We start from the raw sequence: 24,565 nt of genomic DNA on the forward strand, positions 1-24,565 counted from the left end.
TACCTGATTAAGACAGGGTTTGGTTTTTATAGTCTTAGAGAGTAATGATGTATATTTTCTTGGTAATCGTCTTTAATAACTAGAATGATTATTCAATCTTATTATTACTATATCCGACATGGCTTAATTGGTGTTTTAGGAATGCTAGCTACCCACACAAAGAATAATTTGGTAAAATTAAGAAATAAGCCCTTTAATGAGGAGTAGCTAGCATGATTACTGAAAGAACGAAAACTTTGGTAAGAAAGTATTTTTTGTTTTCTGTAAAATCGACAATTAATTCACTGTATCTTCCTATAATGATTGTTTTTATCATTATTATTGGTTGGGTATCCACTTTGCTCGCAACAAAACAAATAGAAGAAAATACATATAATAGTATGAGTGATACCGTCTATCAAACGAAAAACTACTTAGAATACATGCTTTCTGATGCATTTCAACAGTTAGTTGCCATATCTAATGATCCAAAAATTCAAATGCTTGCTGTTGATGAAGAAGGCGATGTAAGTCCAGAGACATATATTGCTTTTGATAATAAACTACAAGTTATATACAGTCACTTTAACGTTATGCTTGAATCGATATTAATCGATATTAATCGTGGTGAATTTTCCGTTTACCGGAACAGTGACCAGAGCTTTCCAACTATTTCATATGAAGATTATTTTGAACCAGACCGAGGGAATAATGAATCCTATTATTGGCGTAATCTACATAGTAATCAAGCATTTGCAGAAGGAAACAAGGTAGTATCAGTTTATAAGTTAATTAATAATCAAGATACATCAACAGAAGGAATTATTTTATTTAATTTTCGAGAGGACTTCTTTAAGCAAATTCTTAATAAATCTTTAATAGAAGGAAATGGGTATTTAACTCTCATCAGTCCAGATGGGCATTTTGAATCAAAGGATGTAGAGGAAGAATATCAACTAGACGAAAGTATGATTACATATTTACAAACTGTTAATAAGGACGTTGGAAGACTAACGTTTAAAAATAAGAATAACGAGACCATGATAGCCTTATATGACACGATTGGCGTGAATAAGTGGAAGCTGGTTTCGATAATACCTCAATCAGAAATTCTTCAGCGAGTCAATTATATTAAGTATCTGACCTTCACACTCATTGCGGTAATGAGTGTTATAGCGATATTTCTCTCAAATTTCATTGGCCGATTTGTATCAGGCCCATTTGAAAAATTAGCAAGACAAATGAAAACAATTGAATCGACAAATCTTCATTTGAATTTTGAAATGTCGGGTCCAAAAGAAATGAAGATCCTTCAAAATGGTTTTAATCAACTAAATATACAAATTCATGCTTTAATGAATCAAATACGATTGGAGCAAGAGGAGAAGCGGCAATTAGAGTTTGCTGTCATGCACGCCCAGATTAATCCTCATTTTCTCTACAATACTCTCTATTCAATTAAGGGGTTGTCTGATATGGGATTAAATGAGGATGCAAGTAAAATGGTAATGGCACTCTCTAGCTTTTTTCGAATTGGCATTAGTAAAGGAAAAGAAATAATATCAATAAAGGAGGAAGTCGAACATATTGAGAACTATTTATATATACAAGAAATGCGATATGGCGATGATTTTTCCTATAAAATTAATGTTTCAGAAAAGATTCTCAATTACAACATTATTAAACTATCATTACAGCCGTTGTTAGAAAATTCTATTTATCATGGTGTTAAACAAAAACGGGGCCAAGCAAAGATAGAAATTTGTGGCTACGAAAAAGACGATTTAATTTATTTAGATGTAATCGATAACGGTAGCGGTATCAATAAAGAAAAATTGGAAGATATTCAAAAGGAACTCAATTCAGCTTATGGAGAAAAGAAAAGGTTTATTGGTGTGGGTTTACAAAGTGTTAATGAACGCGTGAAAATTCATTTTGGTAAAGAATATGGAATATTCATAGTAAGTGATCAAGGAGAAGGCACGAAAGTAACCATTATAATTCCCAAAACAAAAGGGGAAATCAATGACCATGTATAAAGTAATTATTGTTGAAGATGATCGTATTATCCGTCAAGGCTTATGTAAAACAATTCCTTGGGAGCATCATGGTTTTTGTGTTGCAGGGGAGGCAGGGGATGGAGAAATTGCAATGGAATTAATCGAACAGGAACAGCCGCAAGTTGTGGTTTCTGATATTAATATGCCTTTTATGAATGGAATTGAGATGGCCAAGCTTGTGAAAGAAAAAAGCCCAACATCGAAAATTATTTTTTTAACGGGCTATGAAGATTTTAACTATGCACAAGAAGCAATCAAATTAAGAGCGTTTGACTATTTATTAAAACCAGTAGACTCAACTCTGTTGCTCGAAAAAGCAAAAGAAGCAGCGTTTGAATGGGAAAAAGAAAGAGCGGATTATAAGAAAATTCAAGCATCTATTCCGTTACTTCAGCAGAATTTCCTTCAAAAGCTTGCCAGGCAGGAGAAAGAGCGTGTGGATATCGAGGAAGAATTATTCTCACTCGGAATTCATTTAGAAGGCCCTTTTTATTCCTCTATGCTGATTCATTGTGAACAAGAGGAAGGATTAATCGATAAGTTTAGCGCTAAGATAGCAACCTTGATATCAGAATCTGTGAAACCATGCATGGGAGTGGTTTTGAATGCCGGAGAAAATGAAATTGCTATCTTTCTATCCTTAGAAACGAATCAGAATAACAGGATGAATTTGTTGGCAAATAATATCCTCAAGCTGATGGGTTCGACTAGACTATTAATGACCATCACATTAGGCAGAATATATAATAATTTATTCGAGTTAAGCAATTCATTTCTAGACTGTCGGTTGGCCATGGATATTAGGCATATTATGGGACATGGTCAAATTTACTCTATTGATGATGCCCCCTCTGATTGGCAGATAAGCAAAGAAAAGTTGATAGGAATTGAACGTAAACTAGAGGAACAAATAATACTAGGTTTACCTGGGTCAATAACTAAAACTCTTGATGAATTAAATGAAGTCATTTTTAATTGCAGAAACCTTACATTAAAAGAAATGAAGATACTAGCAATTAAATTTAGTTCAATGCTTTTCTATGAAATTGAAAAGTGGAAACAGGAAGAAATGAATAGTTTTGATTCATCCATATACTACGATGATATCATGGGTTTGAAATCGCTTAATGAAATGATGGAAATCCTTCAGCGCTTAGTTCAGGAATGGGCCTTGTTAATGAATAAGGGGCTAAAAAATAATCGTTACTCTCTTGTCGATCAGGCAATCAATTATATGAAGGAATCTTATCAAGAAAGTGGATTAACTTTATTAAAAGTAGCTAAACAAGTGCACGTTAGCCCACCATATTTAAGCAACTTATTTAAAGTTGAAAAAGGGTTTAACTTTGGTGACTTTTTATTGGAACTAAGGATGAATAAAGCGATTGATATATTAACCACTGAGTATGTTAAAACATATGAGGTTTCGGAGAGGGTTGGTTATAACAATCCTCAGTATTTCAGTATTTGTTTTAAGAAATATACGGGTTATACCCCAGCCGAGTTTCGTAAAAAACATCGAGCATAATGTTAATTTTTTATGAAATAAATTAAAATTTTAATGGATTTTAGGGCATAGGTTTAACTTATTTCATTCGACCGATATAATCGAATCAATTGAAGAATTTATTTACTAATCAACCAAAAAACATCTTTTGAGTGATCGGATTAAACGGTTATAAATGATGATCCAGTTATCAAAGAATTAACCAATTTTCATAAAGATAAGTAGGATGTTATCGTTGGTGCCGACACTGTATTAGAAGCGTTAACTGCCAGGATTGCAGTTTTAACGGGGCACGATTTATTATAAGTCCAACATTTGATAGTGAATCCCCAAAAATATGTAATCGCTATTAAATTCCGTATAGGCCTGGTTTTATGACAAATTTAGAAAGTAGCTACCACCCGTAGTTGATGGCAGAGGGGCAGCAAAATAAATTGGTCTATTTAATGCCTATCATAATTGAAAATGATACGGTCATTTTTAAATATTGCTATACTGGAGGAACGAAATGAAAGCAAATATCGGAATACGAGCGCACGACATAGAACATCTTCCATTAGAACAATTAGCAAGTGTCGTTTCAAGGAAAGGATTAACATCAGTACAATTGGCTTTGGCAAAGTCGTTTGGTTCTGACTTTGAGACAGGTTTTGGCACATTGAGTCCGGGATATGCTCATCATATTGGAAATGCTTTTCGTAAAGAAAATATTCAAATAGCTGTTCTGGGTTGTTACATTAACATGATCCATCCTAATGATACAGAAAGGATAAAAGAGTTAGACCGTTTTAAGGAGCATATTCGTTTTGCGCGAGATTTTGGCTGTAGTATTGTTGGAACGGAAACAGGAAATATAAATCCTGAAAACGTCTATACAGAGGAGAATTTTACAGAGGGACCGTATCAAAAGGTAGTTAATAGTGTACGAGAACTTGTTAGTGAGGCAGAGAAACATGGAGTTATCGTAGGAATCGAAGGGGGTATTAATCACCCTATTCACACGCCTCAACGAATGAAACGCTTGCTTGAAGACATCAACTCTAACAATCTTCAAGTCATTTTTGATCCGGTGAATTATCTGACAGTAGATAATTATCTCTACCAAGAAGAGGTCTTTAAAGAAGCTTTTGAATTGTTTGGCGAACGAATTGTCATTCTTCATGCGAAAGATTATATCATTGAAAATAATCGGGTCAAAATGGTGCCGGTGGGCACAGGTTTATTAAATTATAAAGCTGTATTTCGATACATAAAGAAAAATAAACCCTTTATTAATATATTGCTAGAAAACACTAGGGAACCATATATCAATGATAGTATAGCTTTTATGCAAAAAGAGTATGAACTAGTCTAATGGATAATCGTTATACAAACTGAGGAAGGATTTAGCCGGGTTACGTAAAACTCGGAACTTAACTAGAGGTCTTTATTAATCACTAAATTTGTTACTTCTAGATACAAACCTTAATATTCGAAAAAGAGAAAGCCAAAAAGGCTTTCTTTTTACTTAGAGATAAATTGCTGAGTCCAGATGTGGCCAGACTTCGCATAACCTACGCCAATATGAGTAAACTTCGAGCTTAAAATATTTGCTCTGTGACCTGAGCTATTCATCCACGCATTTACAACTTGTTCAGGTGTTGTTTGACCTTTTGCGATGTTTTCACCGGCAGATTTATAATTGATGCCAAAGTTTTTCATCATGTCGAATGGAGAACCATAAACAGGACTAGTGTGACTAAAGTAATTATTATCTCTCATATCTTCTGACTTGTATCTAGCTACTCTGGCAAGCTCCCAATCATATTTTAATTCCCGCAAACCTTGTTTTGCTCTTTCAACATTGACGAGCCTGATAACTTCTTGCTCATAGGCCTTAACATCGTCTTGAGTAGGAATATTGATCTTTTGACCAGGATAAATCAAGTTTATATTTGAAATTTGAGAATTGGCTGCAATAAGTTCGCTGATTCCTGTCTCTGTTTTAACAGCAATCTTCCATAAAGTATCACCGGAGACAACCGTATATTGATAGTCTGCAAAAGCGGTGGCTGTAGGTAGCAGTAAAGTAGTTGTGAGTATAACTGATGTGATTTTTTTCTTCATCTTTCCTCTCCTTAAAATTTTTATTACGGGTTCGATTATATAAAAGAATGGAAGAGAATTGGTTGTCAATATCAGGAATCTACTAATATTGCCATTTGAACCCCTCTAGAAAGGGATTTATACAAATTTGGTAAATGATAGAATTGGCGATATAACTATTAGAGGGAGAGCTGATTTTTTAATAACCGATTATTAATGTTAAGAGTATAAACATCCAAGCTCGGGGCTTTTTTGTTGCGAAGATAGGGGTTAAGAGATGTGTTGAAATTTGATTTAGAAAATAATGAAATATGACAAATTCAAAAACAGTATATACGTTCCTTCTATAAGTCTTTTATACTAGAAGTAGGCAAATGGAAGGGGGGGCCATATAATGAAAAAGATGTTAATCGCATTAGGTGTAACATTATTATTTACAGGGTGCAGTGCTAGCGAAAGTTCAATTAAGGTAAACGAAAAGGTGAAGATTGAGAGTTCTGTTGGACAAAAAGCCGTACATACATATATTAAGAAAGCAAAAGCTCATCTCAGTACAGCTCCTAATTATAATCCGGCAGTCTATGATGATCGGCTTATGAAAATGGCAAGTGATTCATTTCAGATATCTGTGGAAGAAGCAACTGAGATTTACAAAGCCTATGAATATGATAAATAATTTTTTTATTTAAATTTAAAGCGCTTTCATTTGATGGGAGTAAAACTTTATTTTAGTTCTGTATTAACCTTCTTACAAAAAGGGTAATAAACTATTGATAGGGCTAATACAGAGAGGAAGTGGCACGGTGAGTCTCCAGACCGTTCTGTTTGATTTTGATGGAACTATTGCCGATACTTTACCTGTTAGTTTTGAAGCTTTTAGGTATGTGTTTAATAAATATGATCAAAGAAGTTTAACTGATGAAGAGATTATTCAATTATTTGGTCCCATTGAGGATGTTATTATAAGAAATCATTTACGTAATAAGGAAAAGGTGGAGCATGCCATAGAAGATTTTTATGATTTATATGAAAAAGGGCATAATCGTGAGTTTGAATACTTAACAGAAATTCAGGAAATGCTGGATGTTTTAAAGGACATGGATATAAATCTGGGAATTGTTACTGGAAAAAGCAGAAGATCATTAACACTCTCACTAGAGTTGTTGAATCTATACGACTATTTCGATGTGACCATTTCTGGCGATGAAGTTAAAGCACCTAAACCCGATCCTGAAGGGATACAGAAATCACTATTTTTACTCCATAATGATCCATCTGAGGTCATCGTTGTTGGAGATAGCCAGGCTGATATCGCTGCAGGAGCTTCAGCGCACGTAACGACCATCGCAGCTCAATGGTTTAGCACAGTTCAAACGAGCTTGTATGGAACAAAGCCTACTCATATTTGTAAGACTCTTCCTGATTTTATTAAATTGATAAAAAAATATAAGCATGAAACTTCAATTAAAATACACAAAAAATAAATAGTTTATTCTAATTAATTCCTTTTAAATTAACTCTTTGTAGTTAAACTTAAAAGGTTTTTTTGTCTATTCGCTTTAGTAAAATTGTTTATAAGCTTTATTTTGAAGATGAAACATTGTGAAAATCATTGATTAGTTTAGTATAATAGTCTTGTATGTGAAAGGGGGCTCTCACGTTGAAGGTTAAAAAAACCATATGGGGAAGTATAGGAATGTTATTAATGGTTCTTATCTTGGCTGGTTGTAATGAAACTGTCAGTCCAGAAGAGCGATTGAAGGAATACATAAACCTGTGGAACGATCAGAAATTTGATAAGATGTATTCGAACTATGTAGCAGACTCAGCCAAAGACAAGTTTAAAAAAGAACAATATGTCGATCGATATCAAAAGGTCTATAAGGACCTGGAGATTTCCGATTTATCAGTTAAAAGCGAATTCAAGGATGAGAAAGAGCTGAAGAGGGATCAAAAAAGTATAACACTTCCCATTCAAGTAAAAATGAATTCCCTTGCAGGACCGATTGAATTTGAAAAAGAAGTAACCATGAAGCTTGAAACGAAGGATAAGGAAGAGAATTGGTATGTAGACTGGGATACAACTTATATTTTCCCTGAACTTCAGCCAGACGATAAGATTGGGATTAAAACGACAACTGGTAAAAGGGGCGAAATCCTTGATCGTAATGGAAATGGACTTGCGATAAATGGAATTGCTCAAACTGTAGGTATAACACCAGAGAAGTTTGATGAATCCAAAAAAGCTGAGTTAACAAAATTATTGAATCTTAGCAATGACTATATTGATAAACAGCTTAATCAAAGCTGGGTTCAGCCAGGTTATTTTGTGCCAATTAAAACAATCCAAAATAACCAAACAGAGCTGATTGAAAAATTAAAAGTTATTAATGGTGTCAGTTTCCAAGAAAAAGAGATTCGGGAATATCCATATGGTGAAAGTGCAGCCCATTTGACAGGATATGTAGGTACTATTACTGCTGAAGAGCTAGAGAAAAATAAAGATAAGGGCTATTCAAATGACAGTATAATTGGCAAAAGAGGGCTTGAGCAATTATTAGAGGATAAACTGCGCCCGAAAGATGGCAATACGATTTATATTAACCGCGAAGATGACCCTATAGTCATTGCTGAAACAGAAGCAGAGGATGGGGAAAGCTTTAGGTTAGTATTGGATGGTGAATTACAAAAACAAGCATTTCAAAATATGAAGGGAGCTGCGGGGACATTTGCTGCGGTACATCCAAATACAGGAGATGTATTGGCGCTTGTAAGTTCTCCGTCGTTTAATCCAAACGACTTTGTACTGGGAATTAGCTCAGAGAAGTATAGTCAGCTGGAAAATGATAAAAAACTGCCATTGTTAAATCGATTTGCGGCCGCTTATTCACCTGGTTCAACGATCAAGCCGATTATTGCAGCAATTGGTTTAAAAACGGGTAAGCTTGACCCAGAAAAACAGCTGAATATTAAAGGCTTAAAATGGTCTAAAGGGAAAGAATGGGGAAATGCCTCTATTACAAGAGTAAGCGATCCAGGAAAACCTGTTAATCTTCAAACTGCCTTACAAATCTCAGATAATATTTATTTCGCACAGACAGCTCTTTCGATTGGTGAGACTGATTTGATTAATGGATTTAAGGAATTAGGGATTGGCGAAGAAAAATTCCCGCTCGAATATCCAGTCCGCGCATCACAATATTCAAATAGCGGCAAATTGGAGAGCAGTAAATTATTAGCTGATACTGGCTATGGTCAAGGAGAAGTATTAATGAGTGCGGTTCATTTATCCAGTATTTACGGTACAATTGTCAATGATGGAAAATTGATGAAGCCTCGTCTTTACCTTGATACTGAAACTGCCGTTTGGCATGATTCTTTTATTACTGCTGAACAGGCTAAAACATTGAAAACTGACTTGAGGAAGGTTGTTACAAGCGGCACAGGAAAGGCTGCAAACACACCTAAACTGGAATTGGCAGGTAAGACAGGTACAGCTGAGCTGAAAAGCACACAAGGAGAAGAAGGTATTGAAAATGGGTTATTCGTAGCCTATGATCAAAAAAATCCGAAGGCTGTCATGGCACTGTTAATAGAAGATGTACAAAATAATGGCGGAGGTAAAAATGTTCAATCCATTGTTCAAAAGACATTCTTGGATTGGGATTCCTCTGAAATTGATTAATTAAAAAGGTAAACAAAAAATAGAAAAGAAGCTTCCATTCAGAACATGAACGATACTCTGGATAGCGGACACTGATAAAAAAGTGCCACTATCCGGGGGTATCTTTCAAGTAAGGGTGGGAGCTTCTTTTTTCACGCTTCTTTACAGGTTTTATTTTTGCATCATCCAAGTTAATAGTTCTTTTTATTTTTTCATCAATACTTTTAGTTATTTACTATCTTCTGCTGAGTGCACCTTAAATAGATAAACTAGTAATCTGAAAAAATAATAGTGATGTAAATCGATTAACGGGATTTAATTCTCCTCACCAGGTAGATGATGCCTGCTAAGATGATTCCTGCGATGCTCACAAATCCCATTAGCAATATAGAAAAGCCTAATCCAATGTTCGCATCTTCAGAGGGGGTAATCACTTCAGCAATAATTAAGAACGTATACAAGCCAAAGGTAGCTAGGTAGATTAATAGTGCTGCATAACGCTCGCTTTTACTCCCTTGCCTGGTTACTGCATAAACGCAAAAAAAGGAAAACGCCAGGAGAGCGTACCTCAAGATAATCTCAGTATAATTAATATAATCCATAATCATCGCATCCTATCTCGATTTATTTAATATATTGAACATCCTATCTCATTATAAAGTTAAAATGGGTATTTATGGAATAAGTAAAAAGGCATGTCCTGTCAAAAACTTATTTTATCCGTTTTGTTAGCCGATTAAGGTTAACGAAATTACTGTAACAGTCATTGGAAAAGGCATCAGTCTTAAACTGATGCCTCTTATTTTCTTTATCTTAATTAGCTACATCAATAATCCTGCCTTCAACATTAGGTGAAACAGTTTGTTCAGGGAAGGACTGGATGTAATCGGAGAAAATCTCCCAATCAACGAAGCCGGGTTCGCTTACGCGGCCATCTGCATAAATATCAGCAAAGACAGAATAACCATCCCCGCCTTTGGCAGTGAAGATGTTCGTAGCAGCGAAGTAGGTCTGTGTATCCACGAGTGATGTATATTCACCATTCTGGTTTATTTCGACTGATTGCACGCGTGTGCCTACTGGTTTAGAGCTATCATAGGTAAAGCGCATGCCTGCGACCTGCAGGTATCCACCGCTAGCGCTTGGAGCAGCACTAACGCTATGTTCAAGAGCTGTTTTCAATGCCGCTCCGCTAATTTCCATGATTGCGAGTGCATTGCTGAAGGGGAGGACTGTCATAACGTCAGCTAATGTGATTGGCCCTGCCTTTAAGGTTGTCCGGACACCGCCACCATTTTGTAGGGCGATGACAGTATTTGGATTGATGGCTTTTGCCTTATCGAGCATTCCATCAGCAATCAAGTTGCCAAGATTAGTTTCGCCTGTTCTTGCAGCAGGATTGCCGCCAATCAGATCGACGGCTGTTGTTCCGACAACTTGCTTTTTCTTTGCGTCAACAACAGGCTTATACTTCGCTAGAATTTGAGCTGCTGCCGGGTCTTCGGCAAAGATATAAGATCCTTCCGCATTCTTAGCATCAATGCTAATCAGTTCGCCATCATAGGCGATAACTTTTCCTTTTTTATCAAAGCTCACATCAAGCTCACCAAGATATTTGGAATACTCGTTTGCTTGTACGATAACAGTCGGTTCTTTGTATTTATCTACAACGACTGGCTCATTCAGTTGTGAATGAGAGTGGCCGCCAACAATAATGTCAATACCTTCGACTTGATTAGCAAGCTCGAGGTCATTGTCTCCTCCGCCATCATTGTAGCCAATATGGGTAAGGGCGATGATTTTATCGACACCTTGTTTCTTAAATGCTTTAACGGAGGCCTTAGCTGAATTGATATATTCCTCGAATCTAACATCACCAGGACTAGAGATACTGGTAGTCTCAGCGGTCGTTAAGCCGAAAATACCAACTTTCTCCCCGTTTACATTTTTAATGATACCGTCGTAAATTTTTCCATCATGTGGCTTAGCAGTATATGTGTTTTTCTGAAGTCTTTTCATGAGGGCATCATCGCTGAAGTCAACATTTGCACTCACAAATGGGAACTCAGCGCTTTGAACGAATGGCAGCAAAGTCTCAGTGCCAAGGTCAAACTCGTGGTTACCGAAAGTAAATGCATCGAATCCGGCTAGATTCATCAATTCAAGATCGGCTAGTCCCTTAAATTCGTTAAAATAAAGGGTGCCAGAGAATACATCACCAGCATGGAGAAGAAGATTATTCGTATTTCCATTGCGATGTTCATCAATCGCGGTTATTTGTCGTGGTGTATTTTCAATATTTGCGTGTGTATCGTTCACATGAAGAACACGCAATTGATAATCTGGGGCTTTTAGGGCTAGTTGCAGCATGGAAATAAGCTCAGATAAGCTAACCTTTTGGTTATAACCAAATTCAGTATCGGAAATAGACTCAGCGATACCGTATAGAAGGATAGAACCGATTCTTTCCGTGTGTTTAGCAGGTACATCAGAGAAGTCTGTTACTGTGCTTCCTTTCAACTCGAAAGCCTTCGCAATCCAAACAGCAAGCTCCCCACGAGTTAAAGGCTCATAGCTGCCAAACTTATTCTTGCTTTTCCCATCAAGAATACCGGCATAGACTAATGAGTTTACTGCTTTTTGGGACGATTTTGGCACATCTGTAAAGTTTGTCTTTGGAGCTTTCTGGTTATCGAGTTTTAATGCGCGCGCCATCAGAGCAGCTGCATCAATTCGAGATATGGATCTCTGTTTCTTCATACTTTGGGACGAAACGCCCAATTCCTGAATAAAACGTGCTTCATTCTGGCGATCAGCTGTCTTTGCATCCACAGCCGGCGCAACCAATGTTCCAGCAAGCGCAACAACCATTGTTATAATGGCCAACATACGATAAAACTTCAATCGAAACTTCATATACCGCTCCCCTTTTGTTTGATATGGCCAAGATATAGGCCTCATATCTGATTATAATTAGTTTTGGAGGGAATCGACATAATTTTCAAATAAATGGTAAAATAGAACTATTTATTTTGTGATTATTCAAGTTAGTATACCTATTTAGCACCCTTTTATGAGCCATTTACTTGGCTTCTGTGAGGTATCGGATATCACAATTCTTAGGTATTTTTATAAATATGTTGAGTTTGTAAAAAAAAGGGAGGGGTAAAATAAGATATATAATAGCGATTTGGTATATTTAATCTAGGGAGGAAGATATGAAAAAAAAGGTAGTTATAATTGGCGGATCAGGAACCATTGGTAAAGTGCTAAATGAAGGTCTTAATGAAAAATATGAGGTAATTATTCTGGATAAACAAAAACCATCCTTTCAAGCTGAATTTATCGAAGTGGATGCCACTAATTTTGACCAATTATTAGAATGCATACCAGGTGATTCTGATGCTTTGGTCAATTTGCTAACAATCAAGACAGAACATGATTTGGAAGTTCTTGAAGAATTTCATAAAATGACAGAAATTCATTTCATCGCTTCTTTCTATATTTTACGTGCCGCTGTTGAATTGGAAATTCCTAAAATTGTCTATGCGAGCAGCAATCATACAACAGATAGGTATGAAAGGGAAGGGAGGTCTACATTTGGAAGAGAGATTAATATTAGCGATTATCCTAATTCACGAGGTCTTTATGGTGTATTGAAGCTTGCTTCTGAAAGTATTGGGCACATATTTTCTAAAGAGATTGGATATCCCCATTCGGTCATTAACCTGAGGATTGGTACTGTAGTCCCCTATGAAAAAGAAGCGGTAAAAGAAAATGAACGTTTGCGTCATACATTGTTATCGCATACAGATGCTGTACAATTATTTGACTTGGCAATAGAATCTACAGTTAAGTATGGGACTTATTATGGCGTCTCAGATAATCCTGATAAGCCATGGACAACAGAAAATGCTTGGAAAGAGCTTGGATTTATATCAAAAGTGAATGCAATAGATGTGTCTAAAGAGTAGAGGCCGCCATTTAAATGAAGGTAGGCCTTTTTGTGTGCCTTAAAACCTCCTTTATATCAAGTATGTGGTGCCAAGTGTTTGGATAGAGAAATCCTATTATTAAAAAGCATGATTGCGAAGATTCCAGAAGAAATCAGCCATTCAGAAACAGGTTCTTCTTCAATGATTAGCACGAGCTTAATACCACTCAATCGACCATAATAATGATTTATATAACTTGCTTGTATTTTTCTATAATGCTGTCGTTATATGAAATATTTCATTAATATTCGTATTTTTCATCAATTAATATATTAATCAATTAGCAATGTTGGAATTTAATTGGAAAAATACAATTAATATTATAGCGGAAGATGGCCAATGAATATCTTTCATAAAATTATTATAAACATTTCGTATTGACACTTTTTTACAGAATACTATATGGTTGTTTATGTAAGCGTTTGAATAATTTTGGCAACGAGGGGTGTTTAGGATGAAGCATAAACCCAAGTACTTTTACCGAATATTTTTCCCATTCGTATTGGTTGGAAGCCTTGTAATGATTATCTTTAACTGTTTTGCATTCCTTTTTACGAGGGATTCTCTGGAAGAGAAAATTATAGTTGAAAAACAAGAAAATGTCGTTCAGACAATGAATACTCTTGAGCAAAAACTTCAAGTAGTAGACTATATATTTAACGCTTATATTTATGATTCATCCTTTAATTCTATTGTCAGCGATTCTTTAACTGCAAAGGATTTTAGTACATACAAAGAAATTGATCAGCAATTAAATTACATATCCTCCTTTGGCCCAAGCCAAACTATAGCTGAATTGATTAGCTTAAAAGGTAATTGGGCAGTAGGAGAACACGGGTTAGAAAGGTTATCGAACGAGAAGAGAGAAATGATTATAGAAAAATATCTTTCTCTTCCCCATGTATCTACCTGGTTGAAGGAAAAAAAAGAAGCCAACATTAAGCTTGTTAAGCAGGTACCATTTTCCCAATCAGATAAAACAGGTGTATTGGTTGTTACGATTCCCTTAAAATCGTTTGGGGATCTGATATACAAACCGTCACATAGTGATCCAATCTACATCTTAAATCAGGAAGGTTCTCTACTTTATCACAGTAATGCTCCTGCCTCAAATGAGGATCCTATTGATCTGGACATTTCAAATGTAATAAGAACCAGTGATAAGCCGACAGGGCTTATGAAGGTAAAAGGAGATAAGGATGAATACAAGGTGGTCTATTCCAAGTCTAGCTATAATGGTTGGGTGTACATTACTAAAATAAATCAATCAGAAGTTGCCCAAGCGATGAAACCTACAATTATTGGAATAAGTGCGATGAGTATCTTTATGCTATTGGTGACAATCGTGATTGCTTATATAAGTTCAGACTATTTTTCAAAGCCGATTAGAGAACTTCAGAATTTTATTCCAAATATACATAAAGAAGGAGTTCGCGATGAATTTGAGCTAATCGGAAATTCTCTGAAAGATGTTATGAAAAAAAATGAATCTTTGGAAAGCATGGTGACTACTCAGCATGAGCAATTGAAGACTTTATTTATGCTTCATTTATTTCATGGCCGATTGGATGAAGAGGAGATTAATGAGGAATTACGCAGTTTTAAATTTCCGCAGGACTGGCGCTGCCTCTATGTCCTTGCAATTCAGTTTGATGGTGTGAATAATTCAGATTATACAAGAAAGGATAAGGACTTGCTTTTATTCTCAATTAATCAAATTGTATCTGAAATGATTGATGAAAACGAAAGATTAGCGCCAGCCGTCATTGATGACAATACTCAGGGTACAATCTTTTTAGGCAGTGGAGAAAAGAATGATAATGATATTACCATCCTGAATCAATATGCTGAAAGTATACAAAAAAAGGTGAAAGGCATATTTAATTTAACGATTAGTATAGGGATTAGCAGTCCTTACAAGAAGTTAAGCGACAGCAAGAAGGCGCTTAAAGAAGGAATAGATGCATTAAAATATCGGTTAAAAGTGGGAAAGGAATCTATTATTTTTTATGAAAGTGTATCTTCCATCCTATCAAACAATCAGATTAATACTTATTTCCCTAAAACACTAGAAAATCAATTATTCGATACTATTAAATTAGGTGACAGTGAAAAAGCAAAGGATACATTGTATCAGCTGCTTGCAGATTTATTTAAAAACAACCCAAATCCTCTTGGACTTGAAGTCAATTTGATGAGGTTTTTGAATGATTTATTGAATCTCATGCAAATTATGGGGATGGAACAATTGACAATGGAAGAGCATCAAACCATTTATCAAGCGATATCTGATATGAAAACATCCGAGGAAATTGAGAGATTTGTCACTGATAGAATCGTGTATCCTATGATAGATACTGTATCAGAAAGAACTGATTCACAATATAAGACGATCTCCAGTAAGATTATACATATTATTCAAACGGAATTTGATCAAGATCTTTCACTTGAAGTAATTGCGTCTCGTCTCCATTATAATAAGAATTATTTAAGTAGTATATTTAAGAAGGAATTCAAGCAATCATTTAGTGAATACTTAGCTTTTTACCGTTTTGAGATGGCTAAAAATTGGCTCATTGAGACAAATATATCTGTTAAGGAAATATCAGAGAGGCTTAGATATAATAACTCGCAGAATTTTATTCGTTCATTTAGGAAGTTAGAAGGGACTACACCAGGAAAATATCGAGAACTGCATCGGAAGGATGAAATGTCAATGTAGGCGTAAAAAAGAACAGTCTGATTACAAACCAGACTGTTCTTTTATGGGTTACGCTTTCACTGAGCCGACAAAAGCACCTTTAATAAAATATTTTTGCAAGAAAGGATATAGAATCAACATTGGTAGAGTGGCGACAGAGATAACCGCCATTTTAATCGTTTGGGCAGGAGGAACAACCTCGACAACTGAGTTATCTGCCTGCATGCCGCTTGATACAATGACGATTTGGCGAAGTAAGACTTGAATGGGCCATTTAGATGAATCATTAATATAAAGAATTGCGTTGGTATATTCATTCCAATAGGCAACCGCATAGAACAAAGAAATTGTTGCGATTGAAGGTAATGAGAGAGGTAGGATAATTTTAATGAAAATCATAAAATCATTGCACCCATCCACTTTTGCTGATTCCTCCAGGCTTTCGGGAATCGCTTGGAAAAAATTCCTCATGATAATGAGATTGAAGGCACTGATTGCGATAGGCAAAATGAGTGCCCAGTAGGTATCAATTAACCCTAAATTTTTGACTACCAGGTAAGTCGGGATCATGCCTCCACTGAATAACATCGTAAAAACGACCACAAAGTTTAAGAACCGTCTGCCAACCAAATATTTTCGGGAAAGGGAGTATGCCATTAAGGATGTCAGAACCATACTAACGAGCGTCCCTACTCCAGTCACCCCAATCGAAACGGCAAAGCTTTTAAAAATGGTTGGTGTTGAAAAAATATACTCATAGGCACTTAAAGTGAAGGTTGTGGGAAACAAGATAAAATCCTTTTCAACTACCTCTTGGGTAGTAGCAAAGGAGCTGGCAATTACATTTAGAAATGGAATGAAGCATGCCAGGCCAATAATAAGTAATAATGAGTAATTGAAAAAATTAAAAATTCGATTTCCGATACTCTTCTCTTGCAAGTAAACCCCTCCTTAAATATTGCTTATCCTCACTATATCAAGCTGTCTTTTGGAACGTCTATAATCATTTTTTCAACTGATATCCATGCAATTAACTAAGAGAAAAATTGGTATGCTCAATTCTAAAAGAAAGTAATCATTACATCAGATTAGTTTTAGAAAACGCTTACAAAAAGCTGTTAATTCAGCAATCTAACAGGATGATTATAGACGTTACTTGAAATTTTCTTTAATTTTAAAATCAGGAACATTGAAGTAAGAAAAAGGAGGGATGTTTTTGATGAAGGATACAGCGGTTGTCGTCAAAGATGATCCGCAGGGAACAGCAACACTCCATAAAAGAACTGGGGTGAAGAATTTGAGCAAAAGGTTCATAACGAACCTCATTAAATATAAATTTCTTTATTTAATGTTGTTACCTGGTCTGTTGTATTTTATTATCTTCAAGTACTTTCCTATGGGAGGATTAATCATCGCTTTTCAGGATTATCAGCCTTTCCTGGGAATCAGCGAAAGTCCATGGGTGGGATTTAAACATTTTATTCGCTTATTTACAGAACCAACATTTTTTACATTATTATCAAATACATTAATACTTTTTGCATTAAACCTGTTTATTTTTTTCCCGATCCCTATCATTCTCGCGCTCATGTTAAATGAAGTAAGAATAAAAATGTTCAAGAATGCAATACAAACAGTCATTTATATTCCGCATTTTATGTCATGGGTCATTATTGTTTCTATTTCTTATGTATTTTTAACAACCGATGGGGGCATTGTTAATGAAATGCTTGCCCAGCTTGGAGGTCAGAAGGTTGATTTCTTAACGGATGGTGCCTGGACTAGAGCAATTTATATACTTCAGATTATATGGAAGGAAATGGGTTGGTCGACAATCATTTATCTTGCAGCAGTAACAGCGGTTGACCCTCAGCTTTATGAAGCGGCTAAGATGGATGGAGCGAATAGATTAAGGCAGATATGGCATGTTACTCTTCCCGCCATTCGTCCTGTAATCATCATTCTTTTAATCTTGAAAATTGGACAAACACTTGATTTAGGATTTGAACACGTTTATCTTCTATTAAACTCATTGAACCGTGAAATGGTAGAAATCTTTGACACGTATGTGTATACGGCTGGATTGAAAAATGGACAATTAAGCTATAGTACTGCTGTTGGTTTATTTAAAGGGTTGGTCGGACTTGTTCTAGTCATAGGTGCCAACAAACTCGCCAAGAAGTTTGGAGAGGATGGGTTGTATTGAAAATGATAGCGCTATCATTATGTGGAGGGGAAAGAAATGGATAGGTTTGGTGAGGGTTTAAACAATGCGTGTAATTTTGTCCTCATGTTGGTTTATCTGCAACTCTTATGGTGCCTCTTTACATTAGCAGGTGCTGTAGTTGCAGGAATAGGACCATCCACTTGCGCGATGTTTACCGTTTTACGTAAATGGATCCGTGGAGATAAGGATATTCCGATTTTTAAAACATTCCTTAAAGTCTATCGAACAGAATTTAAAGAAGCTAATCTTATCGCGATTGGCTATATGGCGGCTGGAATTATTCTGTATATAGATTTATTGTATATAGAATCACAAGCTTTAAGAGGGCTTTTGATTGTAATAGGATTTCTCTATCTGATTTCACTACTATTTATTTTTCCGATGCTGGTTCATTATGAATTGGAGAAGGTTCGAGATAAGCTGAAATATTCCTTGATTATTGGTATTTCGTATCTGCAATACTCACTGATTTTGATTATCATGCTAGGTGTTGTCTACTTTTTTCTCTTCATGATACCAGGTATTTTAACTTTTATAGGTATTAGTATTGGCGCATATCTCATTATGTGGATGACGCATCAGGTCTTTAAGAAGATAGAACTTCAAACAACTTATGTACAAAAAGAAGAAAAGGTTTCCTAGCGAGAGAGGAGGCGGAATAACAAATCTGCTTTTAACAATTTAATCTAATTTTTTATATAGGAGGAATGGAAATGAAAAAAGCAAGCGGAAAATTATTGGCTTTATTGGCTGCTTCCCAGTTAGCGTTGTCTGCATGTTCAAATGATCAAGATACAAGCGGTGAGAGTTTTGCTGCTGATTCAAAAGTAGACGTTACTTGGACAGCGATTCTACATACCGCATCACCGCCGACGGATGTTATACATGAAAAAATTGAGAAGTTAACCAATTCCGATATTACGTTTAACTGGGTGCCAGATGCCTCCAAAGAAGAAAGAATAACCGCAGCCCTAGCATCTGGAGAGCTCTCGGAAATTGTGTCTTTAACCATGCTTACAAATTCATCTGTCAGACAATCCTTAAAATCCGGAATGTTCTGGGATGTTGAGAAGTATCTCGATGACTATGAAAATTTAAAAATGATTTCAAAAGATATGCGAAAGGCAGCTTCCATTGATGGGAAATTATATGGTGTGCCATTTCAAAAGGATTTAGCTCGATCCGGCTTATTGCTCCGTAAAGACTGGTTAGATAAGCTCGGATTAGATGTACCAACAAATTTAGACGAATTATACGAAGTAGCTAAAGCGTTTACAGAGGATGATCCGGACGGAAATGGGAAGGATGATACGTTTGGTTTTAGTGACCGTAATGAACTGAAATACGGTAGTTTTAAAACGCTTAGTTCATATTTTGGTGCTCCAAATACTTGGGCTGTAGATGAGTCAGGAAAATTCTCCGCGGAATTTGAAACGCAAGCATATAGAGACACGATGAAATATTCCAGAGACTTATATAAAAATGGGTATATGGACAGAGATTTCGCTGTAACACCGAAAAATAATCAAATCGAAAAATTTGCACAAGGTAAGGCCGGTATCTTTACTGGATTGGTCAGCATAACTCAGTTACAAACCATGGCAGAGGGTATACAAGATGAAATGGAAATTGTCCCTGTAAACAAAATAAAGAGCCCGGATGGAGAATATCATATTTGGTCTGAGAACAGTGGTGTTGGCGGGCTAATGGCATTCCCTAAATCTGAAGTTAAATCAGAGGATCATCTGAAACGCCTATTACAATTCATTGATGATTTAATAGGTAAAGAGGCGTTTATGTTAATGACAGGCGGAATTGAAGGAACGCATTACGAATTTGGTGAAAATGAAGAGTTTAAAATTATAGATAATGATTTATGGCAAAAAGATGTCCAGCCTTTCTCAAGCTCACGTCCAAGTGAAATTACTCATACACTCATAGATGGAAATCCTGGAAAACAAAAAGTAAACGAACAAATCAAAGAGAATGCGAGCTTTGCTGTATTAGATCCAACGCTTCCACTGGAATCACAGACAGCAAATGAAAGAGGAACCGAACTTGAAAAGCTGATCATCGATGCTACTATTCAATATATTATGGGAGACATTGACGATAAAGGATTTGATGAGCAAGTTGAAAAGTGGAAAAAATCTGGCGGAGATGCCATGAAAGAAGAATTTGAAGCATCCTATAAGGAAACAAATTCCTAAAAAAACTAACAGTCCTTCTTTATTATACCGAGAAGGACTGTTTATCCATTATTACGACTGAGGGGTGAATCATTTTTGCCAATACAACCAGTTATTCATAACCCAATTCTTACTGGGTTTAATCCAGATCCATGTATCATACGGGTAGATCAAGATTATTATATTGTCACATCTACCTTTGAATGGTTTCCAGGTGTACCGGTTTATCATTCAAAGGATTTATGCAATTGGAGGCACCTAGGGAATATTCTGACCGAGGTGAATTTCTCTGGGAATCCTGATTCATGCAGTATTTGGGCGCCGGCATTAAGCTATCATGAAGATATTTATTATTTAGTCTATACGGATGTGAGAAGAAGTAAATTTCCATTCAAGGATGCTCATAATTACCTGATAACTGCGTCCGATATTATGGGACCGTGGTCAGAACCTATTTATTTAAATAGTGGAAATTTTGATCCTTCATTGTTTCATGATGAAGACGGAAAGAAATGGCTGTTAAATGTACATTGGGATTATCGGATCGAAGGAAGAAATAAGTCTGTTGGAATTGTTATGCAAGAATTTTCCGCTGAAAAGAACAAATTAGTCGGCCCCATATTTAAAGTGTTTGACGGTACTGTTTTACGCAAGACGGAAGCTCCCCATCTTTACAGGCATAATGATTTCTATTATCTTGTGACAGCCGAGGGAGGAACAGGACGTACACATGCCGTTACTATTGTAAGATCAAAGGATATAATCGGCCCTTATGAAGTGGATCCTCAAAATCCCATGTTAACCTCGGCCAACAATCATGAATTAATGCTTCAAAAGGCTGGTCATGCAAGTCTTGTTTGCACACAAAACGAGGAATGGTATATCGCTCATTTATGCAGCCGACCTATTGATGGAAACTATTCCATTCTTGGCCGCGAAACAGCCCTGCAGCGTGTGTGCTGGAGTGATGATGGATGGCTTCGTCTGGCGTGCGGTGGAAATGAACCGGAAGTAGAAGTACAGGCTCCAGCATTAACGCCGCATCCATTTCCGTCAGATAATCAAGATTTTGATGATTTTGACAATCTGCAACTGCATAAATGTTGGAATACGCTTAGAATGGCACCAAAAGAAGAATGGTGCAGCTTATCCGAAAGGAAAAGCCATTTGCGGATTAGAGGCGGTGAGTCCCTTCACTCCTTGCACGAGCAGCATCTGATTGCAAGAAGACAAGAGGATCTAAAATGTGAAGTGGAAACATCAATTGAGTTTGAACCAGATACATTTTTACAAATGGCAGGGCTTGTGCTCTATTTCAATACGGATAATTACGTTTATTTTTATATATCCAGAGATGAAGTGGTAGGAAAATGCCTTCAGATCATGCAGTGTGTAAAAGGTGATTTTAGTGTATGCAACCAGGTCTATTCGATAGAAGGCAGCCAAGTATGCGTATTGAAAGCAACGATAGAAGGTACGATGGCCAGATTTTTTTACAAGACGAATGTGAAGGATTGGACTGCAGTTAAAGAACCTATCAGCATTTCCCATCTTTCAGATGAAGGAAATGGTTTTACAGGTAACTTTGTTGGAATATGTGTACAGGATATGCAAGGAACAAAGAAGCATGCGGATTATGATTACTTTTCATATCGGAGGGGAAGTTGATGGAGAAAACAGCCACGAAAAGTTGGGCACAAAGAATGGTAGATTCATGTATGGTGAGAAGGCCATTATTGTCTTCGGGTGTTAATAATGATAAATGGTCTTATGATTATGGAGTGGTCCTAAAAGGAACAGAACTGGTTTGGAAGCAGACAGGAAATAGATCATATTTCAAATATATTAAGAAAAACATGGATGCTTTTGTGAACGAGGAAGGGGATATCCGCGAATATCGGCTCAGCCATTATAATATCGACCATATTAATAATGGCAAGGTATTGATAACTCTATATAAGGAAACTGGTGAGGAAAAATATAAAAAAGCTATTGATTTACTGCGCAGCCAATTGCGCACACATCCACGCACATCACAGGGCGCCTTCTGGCATAAAAAAGTTTATCCTTATCAAATTTGGCTTGATGGATTATATATGGGATCTCCATTTTATGCAGAATATGCGATATTATACGGGGAAGAACGTGAGTATGATGATATAACCAAACAGTTTATCATATGTGCCGAGCATACGAAGGATCCCAAAACCGGGCTATTCTACCATGCATATGATGAAAAAAAGGTCCAGCCGTGGTGTGATCCGGAAACAGGGCTTTCAAAGAATTTTTGGGGACGTTCAATGGGATGGTTTGTGATGGCCATAGTAGATGTATTGGAAATACTTCCTGAAAATCAAAAAGACAGGGGTGAATTAATCTCCATTCTTCAAGGGGCGCTTCTGGCATTGAGAAATGTTCAGGATCCACAATCTAATGTATGGTATCAGGTTCTTGACCAAGGTGACAGGAAAGGTAATTATCTTGAAGCATCAGCGTCCTGCATGATTGTATATGCGATTGCAAAGGGCATAAGGCTTGGTGTACTGAACGATGACTGGAAGGCGATTGCATCTAAGGCATATCAAGGAATTCTTGATGAATTTATAACCGTAACCGCTGAAGGACTTGTGAATCTAAACAAAAATTGTCAGGTTGCAGGTCTCGGGGGGCCGGATAAACGAGATGGCACATTTGAATATTATATTAGCGAACCAATTATAACGAATGATTTAAAAGGAGTCGGAGCTTTTGTTCTTGCTGCAGCTGAAATGGAAAGGGGGGATTTATAAATGAATCATGTCACCCATAGTTTCTATAATATTAACGATTTTGGAGCTGTTGATGATGGGGAAACCTTAAATACAAAAGCAATTAATGAGGCTATATTAGCTTGCTCGACAGATGGAGGGGGAACGGTCTATATACCTTCAGGACGTTTTCTGACAGGTGCAGTGATATTAAAAAGTAACGTTCATTTATATCTCGAGGCTGGGGCCTACGTAACTTTTTCTAATGACTTAAATGAATATCCAGTTGTAACATCCAGGTGGGAAGGAGTAAAGAGGGAAGTGTATGCATCATGTCTATATGCAGAAGATGCAGAGAATATTTCTGTTACAGGACATGGAGTTTTAGATGGGAATGGCGAGTTTTGGTGGAAAATCTTCCGAAAGAATGAAAATAAGTATCCAAGACCAAAGCTGGTAAGTTTTGATTCATGTAAACATGTTTTGATTGATGGGATCAAAATGATTAATTCTCCGAGTTGGACAGTTAATCCCATTTGCTGTGAGGATGTGACAGTCCATAATATATCCATTCTTAATCCGGCAGATTCTCCTAATACAGATGGAATCAATCCAGAGTCTTGTCGGAATGTACGCATTTCTGATTGCCATATAGATGTAGGCGATGATTGTATAGCTATTAAGTCGGGAACGGAAGATACGTTAACCCGAGTGCCATGTGAGAATATTACTATTACAAATTGCACGATGATTCATGGTCACGGTGGAGTTGTGATAGGTAGCGAAATGAGCGGGGATATTCGGAACGTGACTGTAATGAACTGTATATTCGAAGGGACTGACAGGGGAATCAGGTTGAAATCAAGGAGAGGACGCGGCGGGGTGGTAGAAGATATTCGTGTCTCCAATATTGTCATGAATGGAGTGATTTGTCCGTTTATTGCTAATCTTTATTACTATTGTGGACCAAGAGGAAAAGATAAGTATGTCTACGATAAAAATCCCTATCCGGTAACTGAAGAAACACCGCAATTTAGGAGAATTCATTTTTCACATATAACAGCCCGTGAAGTGAGTGCGGCAGCTGGATTTTTATATGGTCTTGCAGAAAGATTTGTAGAAGACATTACATTTGATTATGTTACAGTTGCAATGGCTGAGGAAGCAGAGCCAGGATTGCCGGCAATGATGGATGACCTTGAGCCGATGAAGCAGAGAGGATTCTTTTGTTCAAATGTTTCAAATATCCGTTTTAACCATGTTACAGTTGAGAACCACACTGGCCCAGCGTTTTATGTGGAAAATGCTCATGATATTGAACTATCCAATTGCCGTTCGAAAAATCCAATGGATGAGACAGATCCCCTATATGAGTTTAATAATGTCACACTCATTGATTAGGAGGATTTAG

Annotated in this window: 19 protein-coding genes; 15 read left to right on the forward strand and 4 right to left on the reverse strand. The window is 36.6% G+C overall.

The features are described from left to right. Window positions 1-212: 212 nt before the first annotated feature. From FHY47_RS03045 to FHY47_RS03055, 3 genes are all read left to right on the forward strand, one after another. Entirely contained in the window at window positions 213-2,018 is a 1,806-nt protein-coding gene (locus FHY47_RS03045; RefSeq protein ID WP_140461347.1) for a cache domain-containing sensor histidine kinase, read from the forward strand. Continuing rightward, window positions 2,005-3,567: a response regulator transcription factor gene (locus FHY47_RS03050; protein ID WP_148629624.1), complete on the forward strand. Its 1,563-nt coding sequence runs from the start codon at window positions 2,005-2,007 to the stop codon at window positions 3,565-3,567. The genes FHY47_RS03045 and FHY47_RS03050 overlap by 14 nt, the downstream gene beginning before the upstream one ends. A gap of 487 nt (window positions 3,568-4,054) precedes the next feature. Further along, a complete protein-coding gene (locus tag FHY47_RS03055) occupies window positions 4,055-4,900 on the forward strand; it encodes a sugar phosphate isomerase/epimerase family protein (protein WP_066099764.1) in 846 nt (281 codons plus the stop codon). Window positions 4,901-5,049: 149 nt separating this feature from the next. Here FHY47_RS03055 and safA read toward each other — a convergent pair whose 3' ends face one another. Continuing rightward, window positions 5,050-5,652: a SafA/ExsA family spore coat assembly protein gene (gene safA, locus FHY47_RS03060; RefSeq protein ID WP_148629625.1), complete on the reverse strand. Its 603-nt coding sequence runs from the start codon at window positions 5,650-5,652 to the stop codon at window positions 5,050-5,052. A 373-nt stretch (window positions 5,653-6,025) separates the two neighbouring features. On the opposite strand from safA, the gene FHY47_RS03065 reads away from it, so the two are divergent. The 3 genes from FHY47_RS03065 (at window position 6,026) to FHY47_RS03075 (ending at window position 9,316) form a co-directional block, all read left to right on the forward strand. Beyond that, window positions 6,026-6,307 carry a putative periplasmic lipoprotein gene (locus tag FHY47_RS03065; RefSeq protein ID WP_148629626.1) on the forward strand — a complete coding sequence of 94 codons (282 nt, stop codon included), beginning with the start codon at window positions 6,026-6,028 and terminating at the stop codon, window positions 6,305-6,307. 127 nt (window positions 6,308-6,434) lie between these two features. Beyond that, window positions 6,435-7,115: an HAD family hydrolase gene (locus FHY47_RS03070; protein ID WP_140461351.1), complete on the forward strand. Its 681-nt coding sequence runs from the start codon at window positions 6,435-6,437 to the stop codon at window positions 7,113-7,115. Between the two features lie 176 nt (window positions 7,116-7,291). Next, complete coding sequence (locus tag FHY47_RS03075; protein ID WP_225983686.1) at window positions 7,292-9,316, forward strand: penicillin-binding transpeptidase domain-containing protein; 2,025 nt, start codon at window positions 7,292-7,294, stop codon at window positions 9,314-9,316. Window positions 9,317-9,600: 284 nt separating this feature from the next. On the opposite strand, the gene FHY47_RS03080 is transcribed toward FHY47_RS03075, so the two are convergent. Together FHY47_RS03080 and FHY47_RS03085 are read right to left on the reverse strand one after the other, a co-directional pair. Next, window positions 9,601-9,897, reverse strand: a complete 297-nt coding sequence (locus FHY47_RS03080) for a hypothetical protein (RefSeq protein WP_140461352.1) — start codon at window positions 9,895-9,897, stop codon at window positions 9,601-9,603. Window positions 9,898-10,108: 211 nt separating this feature from the next. Then, window positions 10,109-12,211 (reverse strand): 5'-nucleotidase C-terminal domain-containing protein, encoded by a 2,103-nt coding sequence (locus FHY47_RS03085; RefSeq protein ID WP_187393417.1) that lies wholly within the window; start codon window positions 12,209-12,211, stop codon window positions 10,109-10,111. A gap of 302 nt (window positions 12,212-12,513) precedes the next feature. On the opposite strand from FHY47_RS03085, the gene FHY47_RS03090 reads away from it, so the two are divergent. From FHY47_RS03090 to FHY47_RS03095, 3 genes are all read left to right on the forward strand, one after another. Next, window positions 12,514-13,269, forward strand: coding sequence for an NAD-dependent epimerase/dehydratase family protein (locus tag FHY47_RS03090; RefSeq protein WP_148629628.1), 756 nt, complete (start codon window positions 12,514-12,516; stop codon window positions 13,267-13,269). Between the two features lie 78 nt (window positions 13,270-13,347). Then, window positions 13,348-13,470, forward strand: coding sequence for a hypothetical protein (locus FHY47_RS19135; RefSeq protein ID WP_258188141.1), 123 nt, complete (start codon window positions 13,348-13,350; stop codon window positions 13,468-13,470). Window positions 13,471-13,744: 274 nt separating this feature from the next. Beyond that, entirely contained in the window at window positions 13,745-16,012 is a 2,268-nt protein-coding gene (locus tag FHY47_RS03095; RefSeq protein ID WP_140461355.1) for an AraC family transcriptional regulator, read from the forward strand. 48 nt (window positions 16,013-16,060) lie between these two features. Here the strand turns inward: FHY47_RS03095 and FHY47_RS03100 are convergent, their stop codons facing one another. After that, the gene (locus FHY47_RS03100; RefSeq protein WP_066099743.1) at window positions 16,061-16,930 is read right to left on the reverse strand and encodes a carbohydrate ABC transporter permease; all 870 of its coding nucleotides are present in this window, start codon (window positions 16,928-16,930) and stop codon (window positions 16,061-16,063) included. Between the two features lie 280 nt (window positions 16,931-17,210). Between FHY47_RS03100 and FHY47_RS03105 the strand changes: the two genes are divergently transcribed. The 6 genes from FHY47_RS03105 to FHY47_RS03130 all read left to right on the forward strand — a co-directional run bounded on the left by FHY47_RS03105 (window position 17,211) and on the right by FHY47_RS03130 (window position 24,555). Beyond that, a complete protein-coding gene (locus tag FHY47_RS03105) occupies window positions 17,211-18,197 on the forward strand; it encodes an ABC transporter permease (protein ID WP_077247914.1) in 987 nt (328 codons plus the stop codon). A 36-nt stretch (window positions 18,198-18,233) separates the two neighbouring features. Further along, window positions 18,234-18,860 (forward strand): YesL family protein, encoded by a 627-nt coding sequence (locus FHY47_RS03110; RefSeq protein ID WP_066099741.1) that lies wholly within the window; start codon window positions 18,234-18,236, stop codon window positions 18,858-18,860. 71 nt (window positions 18,861-18,931) lie between these two features. Further along, complete coding sequence (locus FHY47_RS03115) at window positions 18,932-20,428, forward strand: extracellular solute-binding protein (RefSeq protein WP_148629629.1); 1,497 nt, start codon at window positions 18,932-18,934, stop codon at window positions 20,426-20,428. A 75-nt stretch (window positions 20,429-20,503) separates the two neighbouring features. Continuing rightward, window positions 20,504-22,075, forward strand: coding sequence for a glycoside hydrolase family 43 protein (locus FHY47_RS03120; protein WP_262365957.1), 1,572 nt, complete (start codon window positions 20,504-20,506; stop codon window positions 22,073-22,075). Beyond that, entirely contained in the window at window positions 22,075-23,196 is a 1,122-nt protein-coding gene (locus FHY47_RS03125) for a glycoside hydrolase family 88/105 protein (RefSeq protein WP_066099733.1), read from the forward strand. The genes FHY47_RS03120 and FHY47_RS03125 overlap by 1 nt, the downstream gene beginning before the upstream one ends. After that, window positions 23,197-24,555, forward strand: a complete 1,359-nt coding sequence (locus FHY47_RS03130) for a glycoside hydrolase family 28 protein (protein ID WP_148629630.1) — start codon at window positions 23,197-23,199, stop codon at window positions 24,553-24,555. Window positions 24,556-24,565: the final 10 nt, after the last annotated feature.

Origin of the sequence: Bacillus sp. E214, from assembly GCF_008087365.1 — a bacterium.
In the GTDB taxonomy this organism is placed as follows: domain Bacteria; phylum Bacillota; class Bacilli; order Bacillales; family Pradoshiaceae; genus Pradoshia.

Coding starts and splice junctions, on each gene's coding strand:
- FHY47_RS03050 (WP_148629624.1), top strand. CDS start 2,005: ATGACCATGTATAAAGTAATTATTGTTGAAGATGATCGTATTATCCGT.
- FHY47_RS03115 (WP_148629629.1), top strand. CDS start 18,932: ATGAAAAAAGCAAGCGGAAAATTATTGGCTTTATTGGCTGCTTCCCAG.
- FHY47_RS03055 (WP_066099764.1), top strand. CDS start 4,055: ATGAAAGCAAATATCGGAATACGAGCGCACGACATAGAACATCTTCCA.
- FHY47_RS03110 (WP_066099741.1), top strand. CDS start 18,234: ATGGATAGGTTTGGTGAGGGTTTAAACAATGCGTGTAATTTTGTCCTC.
- FHY47_RS03080 (WP_140461352.1), bottom strand. CDS start 9,897: ATGGATTATATTAATTATACTGAGATTATCTTGAGGTACGCTCTCCTG.
- FHY47_RS03125 (WP_066099733.1), top strand. CDS start 22,075: ATGGAGAAAACAGCCACGAAAAGTTGGGCACAAAGAATGGTAGATTCA.
- FHY47_RS03045 (WP_140461347.1), top strand. CDS start 213: ATGATTACTGAAAGAACGAAAACTTTGGTAAGAAAGTATTTTTTGTTT.
- FHY47_RS03095 (WP_140461355.1), top strand. CDS start 13,745: ATGAAGCATAAACCCAAGTACTTTTACCGAATATTTTTCCCATTCGTA.
- FHY47_RS03090 (WP_148629628.1), top strand. CDS start 12,514: ATGAAAAAAAAGGTAGTTATAATTGGCGGATCAGGAACCATTGGTAAA.
- FHY47_RS03085 (WP_187393417.1), bottom strand. CDS start 12,211: ATGAAGTTTCGATTGAAGTTTTATCGTATGTTGGCCATTATAACAATG.
- safA (WP_148629625.1), bottom strand. CDS start 5,652: ATGAAGAAAAAAATCACATCAGTTATACTCACAACTACTTTACTGCTA.
- FHY47_RS03065 (WP_148629626.1), top strand. CDS start 6,026: ATGAAAAAGATGTTAATCGCATTAGGTGTAACATTATTATTTACAGGG.
- FHY47_RS03105 (WP_077247914.1), top strand. CDS start 17,211: ATGAAGGATACAGCGGTTGTCGTCAAAGATGATCCGCAGGGAACAGCA.
- FHY47_RS03130 (WP_148629630.1), top strand. CDS start 23,197: ATGAATCATGTCACCCATAGTTTCTATAATATTAACGATTTTGGAGCT.